Raw genomic sequence first — 14,039 nt, forward strand, 5'->3', positions numbered from 1 at the left:
ATTCACCCCTGAAGGTTGTTACTCTACATACGATCATCATCATCACTACCAATCCCTTCTTCTCCTATTAGGCTAGGTCCTGATAGTGGCTCAAGTTCTGATAGTTGACTCAAAAATACCTCATTCGCATTGCGTACTTGTTCTGCATTAAGCTCAGCCCTTCTAGTGCCGTCTTTAGCATTCTCCCTAACCAAGTCCCACAAATGGCCGTCTCTCAATTTGATCTCTGAGACCTCTTCTTGAAGATCAGCTACCATCGCTTTCATATGTTCTGTCATTCCTACACTCCGCTCTAAAGCCTCTGTCATTCCTACACTCCGCTCTAAAGCCTCTGTCAACTTAGCACTTTCTAACGTAGCCTCTGTCAACTTAGCCTGTGATTTTTCATACTGACTCCGAAGCTTTTCATTTGCATTGAGTGATTTGCTTGTAAAGCCTTCCAAATGGGCAGAACGTGATGTTAATGACTCCTGCAGCCGCTTCTGAGACGATGTCGTATCGTTTAAGCGAGCGAAAAGTCCATCTGTAGTTTTTTGAGTTGTTGAAGGAGTATTTTGAGTTGTTGAAGGATCGATAGCTCCCTCTGAAGAAGCTTGTGCTGGTGCCTCTTCAGGCTTGTCGGTTCTGGCTGAAGAGGCTGGTGCTGATGTCTCTTCAGACATGTCGGTTCTGGCTAAAGAGTCTTGTGGCGCTGCCTCTTTAGACTCGTCGGCTGCGTTTGCAGGAGCTGATGCCGATGGTTGCCCGGCTTGAGATGGTGTTTCTGATTTAGGGTTACCTTCTTGTTTCTCTGCTGACACTTCGGAATTAGTGATGAGAGAATCATACCCGTTGAAAATGGTCGCTGCCTGGTTTAGTAGATTACTAAAGCTACTACTGTCGGAAGTATTTGTTTTTTCTTCAGCTTTGCTCGAAGTTGAGTCGGTTTGTTGTTCCGGTTTTACAGAGGCAGAGTTATCTCCGTTTGTAGTTTTATAGGCTTGTCTTTCCGCTACAGGTGTATTTTCTGACTGACTAGCTGCACCTGCTTGAGATGGTGTTTCTGATTTAGGGTTACCTTCTTGTTTCTCTGCTGACACTTCGGAATAAGTGATGAGAGAATCATACCCGTTGAAAATGGTCGCTGCCTGGTTTAGTAGATTACTAAAGCTACTACTGTCGGAAGTATTTGTTTTTTCTTCAGCTTTGCTCGAAGTTGAGTCGGTTTGTTGTTCCGGTTTTACAGAGGCAGAGTTATCTCCGTTTGTAGTTTTATAGGCTTGTCTTTCCCCTACAGGTGTATTTTCTGGCTGACTAGCTGCACCTGCTTGAGATGGGTTATCTTGAGCAGCTAATTTAGGCTGTGCGCCAGGTTGCTCTTTGACGGCAGTTCCATCTGTTGTAGTGCCTTCTTTAACTAAAGATTCTTGAGCGGATTGTGGTAAAGAATTAGCAGATTGATGTTGTAATAGACATGATTGGGTAGCGCCTAGCATTGTTTAGTCCTTATTCAGGTATTATTGAATTGGGATAGACATCTCTTCATTGTTTTTTCTGAGATGACTGCAACTTCGACAAAGGACTAAACGAAGGGTTCTATACCATTAAGAAATTAGTTTTCGATGCATCAATAGTGAATTTTTTATTTGAGGCGGGTGTTCGTTTAAACGTCATGGGTTTTATAAAATAGGTTCTATGTTAGAACGATGCTTGAGCTGATATGCTCAGCACTTTGGTCAATATTGGAAATGCTTTGCTCGGCAGTGATCCTGCTGGCAAAGTGCGTGATACTTCAAGAATAAACAGAAATGAGTCTGGTGATAAGCACTCATAGAATGGAGAACCCCATGTTTCAGGCCAGAGATGCATTCTGTCAGGATTTTCTTAATCGCCCTGCGGCTCGTTTATGGCCGTCTATTTCCCCTCACTATGCCATTGATGAAACCGCCTGGCTGCAAGAGTTGGTGGCGGTGCTGGATGAATACCCAGACGATTATCATGTTATTGGCAACCGCGCTTCAGAGTTGATCGAGCAAGTTCGCGGCAGTGATGACAGTATTCATATGATTGATGCGCTGTTGTTGCAGTACAGCCTGGATACCCGTGAAGGCATTTTACTGATGTGTCTGGCGGAAGCGCTGATGCGAATTCCAGACAGTCAGACCGCCGATGCGCTGATCCGCGACAAACTGAGTGTGGCGGACTGGAAGCAGCACCTGAGCCAAAGTGATTCTCTGTTGGTGAACGCTTCCACCTGGGGATTGTTACTGACCGGTAAAGTGGTCAGCCTAGATGCTAACGAAGATAGCTCAGCCAGTAGCGTGATTGGCAAACTGGTGAATCGGCTTGGGGAGCCGGTGATTCGTCAGGCGGTGAATCAGGCCATGAAAATCATGGGGCGTCATTTTGTGCTTGGGCGAACCATTAAAGAGGCGTTGAAAAACGGTTCGAAACCTCGAAGCAAAGGTTATAGCTACTCCTTTGATATGCTCGGTGAATCCGCTCTGACCGGCGATGATGCTCGACGATATTTTGAAGAATATCTCGCGGCTATTCGTACTGTGGCAGCGGAACCTGACAATCAGAAACCGGGTCGCTGTGGTGTGTCGATCAAATTGTCTGCTTTGCATCCCCGCTATGAAGTCGCTCAGAAAGCGCGCGTAATCAAGGAACTGGTGCCGGTGGTTCTGGAACTGGTGCGCGAAGCTCGTGCCGGGAATGTAGCGATCAATATGGATGCGGAAGAGCAAGATCGCCACGAACTGTTTTTAGAAGTGTTTGAACAGGTTTACCGACATCCGGATTGCCAGGGCTGGGGCGGTTTTGGTTTGGTGATTCAGGCTTATGGCAAACGTGCGTTGCCGTCTTTATGTTGGCTGGTGGCATTGGCTCGGGAACAGGGGGATCGTATTCCGGTTCGTCTGGTAAAGGGCGCTTACTGGGACAGCGAGATTAAACTTTGCCAGCAGCAGGGGCTTTCGGGTTATCCGGTGTATACGCGAAAAGAAGGGACGGATGTCGCTTATTTAGTGTGCGCCCGTTTTTTACTGTCTGAATTGGCGAGAGGCGCTATTTATCCACAGTTCGCTACCCACAATGCGCATACCGTTGCCAGCGTATTGGTGATGGCGGAACGTGAAGGCGCGGATGATTTTGGCGCTTTTGAATTTCAGCGGCTCCACGGCATGGGCGATGCGCTTTATAACCGCGTGCTGGAAGAGCATCAAACCCCAGTGCGGATTTACGCGCCGGTGGGTAGCCACAAAGATTTGTTGCCTTATCTGGTTCGGCGGTTGTTGGAAAACGGTGCGAACTCTTCTTTTGTTCACCGGCTGGTGGATGCGAAAACCCCGGTGGCCGAACTGGTGCAACACCCGGTGGATTTATTGAGACAGAAAACCTGTTTTCATAATGACCGGATTCCTCTACCGCCGAAGATATACGGCGATGGTCGATTGAATGCTCGAGGCGTGAATATTGATGTGGAAAGCGAATGGCAACCTTTCCGGGAACAAGTTGCGCGTTTTATGTCTCACTCCTGGCAGCAGGGCGCATGGTTGAATGGCGCGTTGGTGGCTGCGTCGAATACCGCAGAAATAACCTGTCCCTATCAGCGCTCTGACAGTGTTGGCAAGATGAGCTGGGCAGATGAAAGCAGTGTCGAAACAGCGTTGAACAGTGCGGTTGCCGGTTTTGAAAAATGGAGTCGGGCGCCAGCAGAACAGAGAGCAGAGTGCCTCGAAAATCTGGCTGAGTTGCTGGAAACTCATCGGGAAGAGCTCGTAGCCTTGTGTCACCGGGAAGCGGGCAAAACCATTCACGATGCCATTGATGAAATTCGCGAGGCGGTGGATTTTTGTCGTTATTACGCCAATCAGGCACGGGAGAAGTTTGCGGAACCATTGGTGATGCCCGGGCCTACCGGAGAATCCAATGAACTTCGGTTCAGCGGGCGTGGCGTGTTTTTGTGCATCAGCCCCTGGAACTTTCCATTGGCCATTTTCCTCGGGCAAGTGACGGCGGCACTGGCGGCGGGGAATGCGGTGATTGCTAAGCCTGCAGAGCAAACCAGCCTGATTGCCGGCAGAGCGGTGGAGTTAATGTTGGCAGCGGGGATTCCCGGTGATGTGATTCAGTGTTTGCCCGGTGATGGTGCGCAGTTGGGCAGCCGTTTGGTGATGGATGAACGCATTGCCGGTGTCGCCTTCACCGGATCAACAGAAACCGCCCGCAAGATCAATCAAACCCTGGCAAACCGACACGGAGCGATTGTGCCGCTCATTGCTGAAACCGGCGGCCAGAATGCCATGATTGTGGATTCCACTGCGTTGCCGGAACAGGTGGTTCAGGATGTGATCTTATCTGCCTTTGGCAGTGCAGGGCAGCGTTGTTCTGCGTTGCGAGTGCTCTACGTGCAGGAAGATATTGCTGATCGAGTGATTGGCTTATTGCAGGGTGCCATGGCTGAGCTGGTGGTGGGAAATCCGTCATTGCACGCAACAGATATTGGGCCAGTGATTGATGAACGTGCCCGCCAAGGCTTGCAGGCGCATATTGATCGCATGAAGCAGGAAGCAACATTATTGGCAGAGTGTCGCTTACCTGAGAGCTGCAGAAATGGCAGTTTTATTGCGCCGGTAGCGTTTGAGATTGACAGCATACGTCAGCTGGAGAAAGAGCATTTTGGCCCGATTTTGCACGTGATTCGTTTCAAGGCCAGCAAGCTCTCGGCTGTGATTGACGAGATTAATGGTTCCGGTTATGGCCTGACACTGGGTATTCATAGTCGTAATGAAGTCACGGCGTCGTATATTACGGAGCGGGTAAAAACCGGTAATACTTACATCAATCGAAACCAGACGGGCGCTGTCGTTGGTGTTCAGCCATTTGGTGGGCAAGGGCTTTCGGGAACCGGGCCAAAAGCCGGTGGGCCGCACTACCTGTTGCGCTTTGCGACGGAGCAGACGTTAACCATTAACACCACGGCTGTTGGTGGGAATGCGACGTTGTTAACTCTGGGAGAAGGGTAGGTCGGTAACCCGGAGGGTTGCCGACAATCGGCATCTACAGGCCTGAGAGATGTCGGCAATTCTTACAGAATTACCGACCTACGGCTGGTATGTTTTTGAGTGGGGGAAGTTACTCCTGCGTCACACGGTTCACTTCTTCCAAACTGGTGACACCTTGCAATACTTTCAGCAGGCCAGATTGTCGAAGGTTGTTAAAGCCTTCCTTCTCGGCTTGCTTTGAGATTTGCAGAGAGTTGCCTTCTTCCATAATGATCTGCTGCATGCCCGGTGTAATAGCCACAACCTCATAAATACCCACGCGGCCTTTATAACCATTGTTGCAGTTTTCACAGCCTTTAGGACCATAGATTTCGGCCTTAGCGGCCTGCTCAACGGTAAAGCCTTCTTCCAGCAGTGTTTCAGTTGGGATTTTCATTTTAACTTTGCAGCCACTGCACAACCTTCGAGCCAACCGCTGGGCAATAATCAAGCTGACGGACGTAGCAATGTTGAACGAGGGCACACCCATGTTCTGCATACGGGTCAGGGTTTCTGCTGCGCTGTTGGTGTGCAGGGTGGACATTACCATGTGCCCGGTCTGAGCCGCTTTAATGGCAATGTTAGCGGTTTCCAGATCTCGAATCTCGCCCACCATGATGATGTCCGGGTCCTGACGAAGGAATGCCCGCAGCGCCTGACCAAAGTCCATGCCCTGTTTCGGATTCACGTTAACCTGATTGATACCTTCCAGGTTAATTTCCACCGGGTCTTCCGCTGTGGAGATGTTTCGCTCCGGCGTGTTCAGAATGTTCAGGCCGGTATAAAGCGATACGGTTTTACCAGAACCGGTGGGGCCAGTAACCAGAATCATACCCTGCGGTTGATGCAGGGCATCCATGTACATTTGCTTCTGAGCGTCTTCATAACCCAGCGCGTCGATCCCCATTTTGGCGCTGGATGGATCAAGAATACGCAGTACGATTTTTTCGCCCCACAGTGTGGGCAGGGTGTTTACCCGGAAGTCGATAGCCTTGGTTTTGGACAGCTTCATCTTGATACGGCCATCCTGAGGCTTCCGGCGCTCAGAAATGTCCATAGCAGACATAATTTTAAGACGGGAGGCAATTCGTGGGCTCAAACCAACGGGAGGGCGGGCGACTTCGTGCAGTACACCATCGGTACGAAAACGAACCCGGAAGGCTTTCTCATAAGGCTCAAAGTGAAGATCCGATGCGCCGCCTTTAATAGCGGTGAGCAGCATTTTGTTAACGAACTTAACCACAGGTGTGTCATCTTGACCACCGCCACCATCGTCCCCTGGCGCATCGTCGTCAACAGCGCTGACTTCAAGGTCTTCCAGGTTGCCAAGTTCTTCATCGTCCAGATCCGACATGGCCTGGCTGGAATCATCCAGCGTCTTGTCAATCATCTTCGTCAGCTGGCTTTCTTCAGCCAGCACCGGGTTCATGGTTAAACCCGTGTTGAAGCGGATTTCATCCAGACCGTGGTGATCTGAAGGGTCAGAAATAGCAATAAACAACATGGAGCCGCGCTTTATCAGCGGCAGCACATTGTGCTTGCGGATCAGCTTTTCCTGCACCACGTTGGTTGGGAAGTGGGCTTTATCGTACGCAGCCAGATCCATCACCGGCAAGCCAAACTCTTCCGCAACGGCCAACATCAGCCCTTTTGGGTTCACCTGTTTTTTATCAAGAAGGTATCGGAAAAGAGATTGCTGAGCCTGGGCGGCACCGGCTTCTGCCTGACGGATGGCCATTTCATCCATCAATTTATCAGCCAGCAGGCGGGCGGCCAGCCCTGTCAGAGGTTTGTTTGCCATAACCCGTGTCTGTACCCGTATCTATCCCTGAGGGGGGAGTGTTTAGAGAATGATAAGTACTATATCAGCATAAATGGCGGATAGTTAAGGGGATTTTGTGTTGTACAGCACATCTTGTTGCCCTGCTTTGAGCTGCGTAGGGTTGCCGACGAATCAGCTTCACAGCACCGTTTTAAGGTGAAGATGTTCCACAAAAGGTTGAAAATCCCGATCGGAGTGAAGCAGTGAAGCGTTGTGTTCTATGCACCAGGTGGTAATGATTACATCAATGGTTTTTCGAATGGTAATGCCTCTTTGCCTGAGCTTACGAAAGTTATCAGCGCTTGCCAGTGCAAGAGACGGAGAGCATAAAGAAAAGGTTTCCAGCTCAGTTAGCAGGCGCTTTGCCTGATCAAAATCGCTTTGTTTTCTAAACCCTTGCAGTACTTCAGTGAGAATCAAGTCACCCATTACCAGAAACTGATTGTCTAATAGCTGATTAAGGCGATCAGTTTCCGGTGTCCGCTTACCGTTGAAATAATCAATCCAAACGGAAGAGTCTACCAAAATCAATGCTGATTTCTCATATCATTCAAATCACCATCCCATTGAAGCTTGCCTCGGAGTTGGCGGATTTTCCGTTGCTTGCTCAGCTGGATTAATGCTTTCAACCCGGCCTCTACGGCTTCTTTTTTCGTGCTAAGGCCACTGCTTTTCAGCGCCTGCTCCATTAACTCATCATTGATCACGATATTGGTTCGCATGGTTTATCTTCCAGAGTGATGTGTATGAATTATTATCTATTTGTGTATTGTAGATGGATTTGTTGGGCTGGCAAATCAGGCTGAGTACCGTAGGGTTGCCGACAACAAAATTCGACAACATGCTTATCAGACTTATACGCAGAGAGCTAGATTCTCAGAGGTAGTTACTGCTACGACAGCGGTCAAAACAGCTGTAGAAATATGTGGTCAGACAGCAGCAACTGCAACTACCTTTAATGCAAACTGCATTGATGGCAGTAATGGTGTAAGCAATGTTGCTGCTAGTGGAAACGTTGCGTCAGTAGCGGCTACTGCCGGTGCAAATGCGGACGAAGTTATTGTGACAGCAACTGCTCAAAACCTTGAACCTGTTGGCACTGGAGCTGGTGCTCAACCTACATACATCATGACTGGTACGCTGGCTAATGGTCAGATTACTTGGGCTGTAACTGGTACTTGTGTTGCAGCAGGCTTGTGCAGCGACTAATTACCGGATCTCCTTCCCACGTTCCGAGCCAGGTAGGTCGGTAATCCCAACGGGATTGCCGACATTCAAACCCACCGCAAATACCAATCCCGCTTTATTTCTTCTCATTTAATATCTCCTAATCTTGCTTCTGATATTGCGTATGCAATGATTGGCGCATGGTATTGTTTCGGGTTTTGTTGTCGGCAACCCTTTGGGTTACCGACGGTGCTTTGTCGGAAAGTTCGGTATGCATTCCCACGCTGGAGCATGGGAACGAGATATCTTGACCAAAATATATTCAGTACATACAATGTATTTATGGTTAAATTTGAATGGGATAAGGCTAAAGACTTATCCAATCTAAAAAAGCATGGTATCTCTTTTGAGGAGGCAAAGAGCGTATTTTATGATGAATATGCCGTCCAATATTATGATGAAGAAAATTCAGGCTTTGAAGATAGATTTTTAATGGTTGGTCTTAGTCATGAATCAAGAGTTCTTCTTGTTTGTCATTGTGAGAGAGATTCTGGTCAATCAATTCGCATTATCTCAGCACGTAAAGCTACGAATAATGAGCGCAAATACTATGAAGGGGGGTTGTCATGAAAGATGAATATGATCTGTCCAAAATGAAGTCCCGCAAGAATCCATATGCCTCAAAACTGAAAAAACCAGTCACCATGAGGCTTGGTGAAGATGTTATAGATTATTTTAAAAAGATGGCAGAAGAAACAGGCGTACCCTATCAAAGCCTCATCAATCTTTACCTTAAAGACTGTGTGACGCAACATCGGAAAATTGATATCTCGTGGCAAGCCAGGACATAAAAAATCCAGCGGATTGCCTTCGGCAGCCGCTAAACTTGGTGGTATGGCAACCGCATTTGGGAGCAATGCATTCATAAACAAGAAGCTTTCAACACATCAATTAACCATCACCTCCCGCGCCAAAATCCGTGAAGCGTCAAACCCATTAAACAGAAACGACTCTTCACTGCTCCCTTTTTCATACTGCACTTCATACATCAAAAAGAACGCACGCCCATTCTGGCTATTGAGCCAGTCTTTATAGTTGCTATGCCACCCGATATAACGATGGCTTAGATAAGCCCCCAGCTTCTCATCCAGCAGAGGTTTATAGATGTCCTTTTTTATACCTGACGCCGTAATCCAGTGGTCCGCCGTGGATATAATCAATGAACCCTCATCGACAGACGATTCCGCTTCATTGATCGCTGAGAAATAACGCTCTACCTGTTGCTGATACAGGTATTGCATACTGGCAAAGATAACCACCACCGCGGATAGTAAGACAATCAGCAATAGCCCGCCTCGTAAAACCCAGGATTGATAACGATCCCTCACCAACACTCTATTTTCAAAGTTCATCTTCCCACCCTGAGCACCGAACCGACATTAATCTGTCTATCGGTCAATCAGCAGAAAATAAGAGGACAAAAGAGTGCTTTTATTGACGGGCGGAACAATGGGTCGACGGGCTTCTTTGTGAATTGAAGCGGAACGGATATGCCTTTCCTAGGCTTATTAAAGGGCTGCAGGCCAATGCCGACAAGGCTGCAATGGATCGCAGTGCTGTGAATAACCCAACGTTGAGGAAAAGGCTATGAAAACATGGATGTCTAGACAAAAGCAGTCGGGTTTTACCCTGATTGAATTGATGATCGTCGTGGCGATTATCGGTATTCTGGCAGCGGTTGCGATTCCGCAGTATCAGAACTACACCAAAAATGCTCAGGTTGCTGCAGCGCTTTCAGAAGCTAGCTCGTTTCGTACAGCCGTTGGAGTATGTGCAGTATCAAATGCGCTATCTTCCTGTACGGAAACTGCTATGGGGATATCTGATACCAGTAAAGTAGCGTATACAGACCCTACTGCAACTGCTGGTCCCGTAATTACAGTAACGCCGGGAGGCCCCTTAAACGCTGAAACTGTTGCTATCACCACAACAGATGGTATTAACTGGACTGTTTCAACTGCAGCAGGTACAAACATTGCCGCTACAGATGCTTATAAAAAATGGGCTGCAGGTCTTTAAGAGTTGATCTCGTTCCCACGCTTATTAGAGGGTGTCGCAAAACTCCAAATATCTCGTTCCCACGCAAAACATGGGAATCAGGGCTTTTGCGACAACCTCGCTTAGTGTGGGAACGTATACCCTTCTCCAGTCACCGACTATTCATAAATTTAATCAACCTTCTCACTTCCTCCATCTCCAGATACTCTTTCATCAAACCGTGACCTCGAAAACCTGAAGTAGCGCATTGTATTGTCTTACTTTCCGTAAACGTCAGTAACTCCTCAAGTTCCGTTATACACGTCAGCAAAAGGCTCAGCTTTTGACGTCCCAGCCCGGGGATACCAAGAGCACGAATCTGTTGCTCAAGGCCTTTTGGTTTTTTGATGGCGGCAATCAATGCTGTGCTGTCAGAATGATTCATACCGACAGCTTGTAACTGATCACTTGTTACCAGTAATAGATCAGGCAGTGATTGGGTATTTCCTGCAACTATTAATTTTTGAATGATTGAACGATCGATGGGCAAATAAAGACCTTGCTTGCCGGCGAGCCAAAGTATCCGCGCTATAAATTGTTGCTCACAATCCGGCGAATAGCTCAGACAGGTTAGAGGCGTATATTTTTCCGGGTCTGGATATTGAGGTTGCTCCCGATCTTCAGGCCGAAAAAGTACTTTTCCAAATACAGGGATGGCGCCACCTTTCAAGTGCAAACTCATCTGATCGAGAACAGCAATGTCTTTTTTCTGTAGTGTAGAAAGGCTTCCAAGAGAAATTCTGGCGATGGTCTTTCCCTGAATCTCCACTGGCTCCAGAATTAAAACCGGTGTGATTCTCCCGGTTCTGCCAATAGTGAATTCAATCTCTTTAACTTGTGTGGTGGCTGCTTTGGCGGTGAATTTCCAAGCCAGAGCCCAGTTGGGGGCATCACCAGACCATCCGGCATCTTGTCGAAATTTCAGATCATTGGCTTTGATCACGATGCCGTCCATCAGGAAGTCAGGTTGCTTCTTATTATTGTAACGTTGTCGTAGGAGTTCGATTTGTTCAAAAGTTGTGACCGGGAAAGTATTCTGTTGTAGAGCACTGAATCCAAATCGGTTCAGCTGTGTAATAGACTCGGATGCTGTTTCATAAGGGCTGTTTATCCAGTGCCAAGGGAAGAAGTCAGCATACTGTAACTGTTGTGAATCAGGCGTCTTCCGATTAACAAGGCCAGCGATGAAATGTCGAGCAGAAGCGAATGATGCAAGCATTGCGTCGGGTATTTTATCTAACCGAATAAACAATTCACCATGAAGAACAATCAATGGCTGCGAAGGGAAACGTATCTCTTTTGGGATCGCTGGTATTTCTTCAATATGCTGAAGAATATCCATACCATATTCGCCATTGCCTCGGGTCGATGCGCTGGTGAGCTTTCCATTCTTGTAAATTAATTCAACGGCAATGCCGTCGATTTTTGGTTGCACCAGTAATTGCTGATTAGGCAGGCTGTCTAAAAATTGGTGTACATCCTTTTCATCCGAAGCCTTTCTCAGGCTTCCCATTGGGCTATGGTGAAGAATCGTATATTTGTCATGGGGTTTATGAGGCTGCTTAGTTACCGGGATATTCGGAAAACAGTGTGTCCAAAATGTTAATTTCCGAGTTAGGGAATCGTATTCATCATCACTGATAACCGGGGAGTTCTGGTTAAAATAGAGATCATCGTGATAACGAATCTCTTGCACCAGCCTTTGCATATTGGCTGTCGCGGCCGCTTTGTTCCATTCAGGGCAGGGTTGTGAAAAGTGTGCAAAGACAGTGAATGGCAGCAGAAGTAATACAATAGTGGTTATTGTTTTCATACTTTGATTAAAACATGAAAACGAAAAAAACGTCATACCCATGCTGAATGAAGCATGGGTATGACGTTACCAATTAATCAATAATCCGCATGGATAAATCCACCGATTGGCAATCCTTGGTCAGCGTACCAATGGAAATAAAATCCACACCGGTTTCAGCAATAGGCAACAACGTTTGATCCGTGATGCCGCCAGACGCTTCCAGCTTTGGTGCTTTTCCAGTCAGGGTTTGATTGAGCTTCACGGTTTCATTGAGCTGTTGGAGTGGGAAATTATCCAGCATGATGATATCCGCACCGGCTTCCCGGGCGATGCGAAACTCATTCATACTTTCCACTTCAATCTCAACCGGTTTGCCGGGGGCGATGTCTCTGGCTTTAACAATCGCCTGGGCAATGCCGCCACAGGCTGCGATGTGGTTCTCTTTGATCAGGAACGCATCAAACAGACCAATGCGATGATTAAAACAGCCGCCAGCGGCAACGGCGTATTTCTGAGCAACTCGCAGCCCGGGCAGGGTTTTTCGGGTATCGAGTAGTTTAACTTGGGTGTTCTTCACCAGATTTGCATAGTGCCGGCAACGGGTAGCGGTGCCAGAGAGCGTCTGGAGAAAGTTCATGGCATTGCGTTCGCCGGTTAACAGGCTGCGGGCTTTGCCTTTCAGGGTGAGCAAGGTTTGATTGGGCTCAACCTGTTCGCCTTCTTCTACCTGCCATTCCAGCTGAACATCCGGGTCAACCTGACGGAATACTTCGTCCACCCATGGGCGACCACAAATGATCGCACGATCCCGGCAGATGATTCTGGCTTCGGCCATTTGGGATTCCGGAATCAGCGAGGCGGTGATATCCCCTGAGCCAATGTCTTCAGCAAGGGTCTGTTGGACATTGCTGTCGATAGCCCCTGGAAGAAGCGTGAGCAATGTATCGGGCAAGGTAAATGAAGTCATGGTACTGCCGGCTTTTATTCAAATTTCGGGGGATTATATACCCAAAGGATTTTAAGTTGCTACGCGGCGGCAAGTAAGTGAAGCCCCGTGAGCCTACATCGAGTAGGTGATCGGGGTGAGCGCGCGCAGCCAACAAAGTAGCAACTTGAAAGGCGATGGGTATAAAGAGAATGCAGAGATTCTTGTAGATCGAAGAGCCTGCTATTCAATGTTTTTCTCTCGCAGCTGTTGTAGCAGCGATTGGTGAGCAGGTAACGGCAGGTTCAATACCCTGGCTCTGTTGATAAGGAAGCCGTTGATAAATGGTAGCTCCGTTATTCGTCCAAGCCGGGCATCCTGACAGGTTGAGGAGATATTGTTAGCGGTTGCCTGGCAAACGTTGAAGACCTGCTCTTTGAGGTGTGGGTTCTTCATTCCCGATTGTTGCAGAATCAGCGCTGTTTCTTCTATCAGTTGTTCAAGCTGCTGTTGACGTTCTGTGCCATCCAGAAGTTCACCATTACGGCAGCTGAACAAGGCTGTTAAACCATTGATGCAACAATTGATAGCAAGCTTGTGCCAGAGTTTTTCCTCTATGTGCTCACAGGTGTCTACTGAAAGGGGGAAGTTGTTTAGCAGCTCATCAAAAGTATCTGGGGGTGATGTTGTCATTGGGCCAATCCAGTTACGTCCTTTGCCGGCGTGAACAACATGAAAAGGCGCTTCCAAATAAGCACCATCGGTGCTGCTACCCGCCCAGATAGTGTACTCAGGAAAAGTCTTGGCAATGGCCTGTTGGCTGCCCATGCCATTTTGCAGCAGAAGAATTTTGCACGTATTCGCTAAATGCGGTCGGAGAGATTCTAAAGCGGGCAAAGCGTCCTGTGCTTTCGTGCAAACAATCAATCGGGAAATCGGGTATTTAAGATGGGCTGGCGTTGTCGTATTCACTTGAAAATGATGTGTCTCACCTTCAGCAGAAAGTGTTAACGCTTGCTGATGTTGTTCACTCTTCAGCCGATGCTCTCTGAGAATTAGAGCAACGGGCAGCCCTTTGCGGCAAAGTGATGCAGCCCATAAGCAGCCAATGCTGCCGGCGCCTAGAATGTACCAAGTTTCCTGAGGCAAAGCGTTCATAATCAACGGAATAAAAAGGGCGAAGTTTATCATTTGCTGCCTATACTC

General features: G+C 47.9%; 13 protein-coding genes. 5 read left to right on the top strand and 8 right to left on the bottom strand.

The genetic code is table 11. The features are described 5' to 3' along the window. Window positions 1–23: 23 nt before the first annotated feature. Window positions 24–1,475 (bottom strand): hypothetical protein, encoded by a 1,452-nt coding sequence (locus Q1B11_RS09430; protein WP_299731199.1) that lies wholly within the window; start codon window positions 1,473–1,475, stop codon window positions 24–26. 351 nt (window positions 1,476–1,826) lie between these two features. On the opposite strand from Q1B11_RS09430, the gene putA reads away from it, so the two are divergent. Beyond that, the gene (putA, locus tag Q1B11_RS09435) at window positions 1,827–5,009 is read left to right on the top strand and encodes a bifunctional proline dehydrogenase/L-glutamate gamma-semialdehyde dehydrogenase PutA (RefSeq protein ID WP_299731202.1); all 3,183 of its coding nucleotides are present in this window, start codon (window positions 1,827–1,829) and stop codon (window positions 5,007–5,009) included. Between the two features lie 109 nt (window positions 5,010–5,118). Here putA and pilB read toward each other — a convergent pair whose 3' ends face one another. The 3 genes from pilB to Q1B11_RS09450 all read right to left on the bottom strand — a co-directional run bounded on the left by pilB (window position 5,119) and on the right by Q1B11_RS09450 (window position 7,571). Then, window positions 5,119–6,828, bottom strand: a complete 1,710-nt coding sequence (gene pilB / locus Q1B11_RS09440) for a type IV-A pilus assembly ATPase PilB (RefSeq protein WP_299731205.1) — start codon at window positions 6,826–6,828, stop codon at window positions 5,119–5,121. 159 nt (window positions 6,829–6,987) lie between these two features. Continuing rightward, complete coding sequence (locus Q1B11_RS09445) at window positions 6,988–7,380, bottom strand: PIN domain nuclease (protein ID WP_299731208.1); 393 nt, start codon at window positions 7,378–7,380, stop codon at window positions 6,988–6,990. Continuing rightward, a complete protein-coding gene (locus tag Q1B11_RS09450; RefSeq protein WP_299731211.1) occupies window positions 7,377–7,571 on the bottom strand; it encodes a type II toxin-antitoxin system VapB family antitoxin in 195 nt (64 codons plus the stop codon). Before Q1B11_RS09450 ends, Q1B11_RS09445 begins: the two co-directional genes overlap by 4 nt. Window positions 7,572–7,611: 40 nt before the next feature. Here Q1B11_RS09450 and Q1B11_RS09455 point away from each other — a divergent pair, with 40 nt between their 5' ends. The 3 genes from Q1B11_RS09455 (at window position 7,612) to Q1B11_RS09465 (ending at window position 8,867) form a co-directional block, all read left to right on the top strand. After that, window positions 7,612–8,058 (top strand): pilin, encoded by a 447-nt coding sequence (locus Q1B11_RS09455; RefSeq protein ID WP_299731214.1) that lies wholly within the window; start codon window positions 7,612–7,614, stop codon window positions 8,056–8,058. 300 nt (window positions 8,059–8,358) lie between these two features. After that, window positions 8,359–8,646 carry a BrnT family toxin gene (locus Q1B11_RS09460; RefSeq protein WP_299731217.1) on the top strand — a complete coding sequence of 96 codons (288 nt, stop codon included), beginning with the start codon at window positions 8,359–8,361 and terminating at the stop codon, window positions 8,644–8,646. Further along, on the top strand, window positions 8,643–8,867 hold the full coding sequence (locus tag Q1B11_RS09465; RefSeq protein ID WP_067515152.1) for a BrnA antitoxin family protein: 225 nt from the start codon (window positions 8,643–8,645) through the stop codon (window positions 8,865–8,867). The genes Q1B11_RS09460 and Q1B11_RS09465 overlap by 4 nt, the downstream gene beginning before the upstream one ends. Window positions 8,868–8,963: 96 nt before the next feature. Here Q1B11_RS09465 and Q1B11_RS09470 read toward each other — a convergent pair whose 3' ends face one another. Continuing rightward, on the bottom strand, window positions 8,964–9,428 hold the full coding sequence (locus tag Q1B11_RS09470) for a hypothetical protein (RefSeq protein WP_299731223.1): 465 nt from the start codon (window positions 9,426–9,428) through the stop codon (window positions 8,964–8,966). Window positions 9,429–9,663: 235 nt separating this feature from the next. Here Q1B11_RS09470 and Q1B11_RS09475 point away from each other — a divergent pair, with 235 nt between their 5' ends. Next, the gene (locus tag Q1B11_RS09475; RefSeq protein ID WP_299731226.1) at window positions 9,664–10,095 is read left to right on the top strand and encodes a prepilin-type N-terminal cleavage/methylation domain-containing protein; all 432 of its coding nucleotides are present in this window, start codon (window positions 9,664–9,666) and stop codon (window positions 10,093–10,095) included. A gap of 130 nt (window positions 10,096–10,225) precedes the next feature. On the opposite strand, the gene Q1B11_RS09480 is transcribed toward Q1B11_RS09475, so the two are convergent. The 3 genes from Q1B11_RS09480 to Q1B11_RS09490 all read right to left on the bottom strand — a co-directional run bounded on the left by Q1B11_RS09480 (window position 10,226) and on the right by Q1B11_RS09490 (window position 14,024). Continuing rightward, window positions 10,226–11,926: a hypothetical protein gene (locus tag Q1B11_RS09480; RefSeq protein WP_299731229.1), complete on the bottom strand. Its 1,701-nt coding sequence runs from the start codon at window positions 11,924–11,926 to the stop codon at window positions 10,226–10,228. A gap of 73 nt (window positions 11,927–11,999) precedes the next feature. After that, a complete protein-coding gene (nadC, locus tag Q1B11_RS09485; RefSeq protein WP_299731232.1) occupies window positions 12,000–12,875 on the bottom strand; it encodes a carboxylating nicotinate-nucleotide diphosphorylase in 876 nt (291 codons plus the stop codon). A 201-nt stretch (window positions 12,876–13,076) separates the two neighbouring features. After that, the gene (locus Q1B11_RS09490; protein ID WP_299731235.1) at window positions 13,077–14,024 is read right to left on the bottom strand and encodes a 2-dehydropantoate 2-reductase; all 948 of its coding nucleotides are present in this window, start codon (window positions 14,022–14,024) and stop codon (window positions 13,077–13,079) included. Window positions 14,025–14,039 lie beyond the last annotated feature (15 nt).

The sequence above is a fragment of the uncultured Endozoicomonas sp. genome, from assembly GCF_947495845.1.
In the GTDB taxonomy this organism is placed as follows: Bacteria; Pseudomonadota; Gammaproteobacteria; order Pseudomonadales; family Endozoicomonadaceae; genus Endozoicomonas.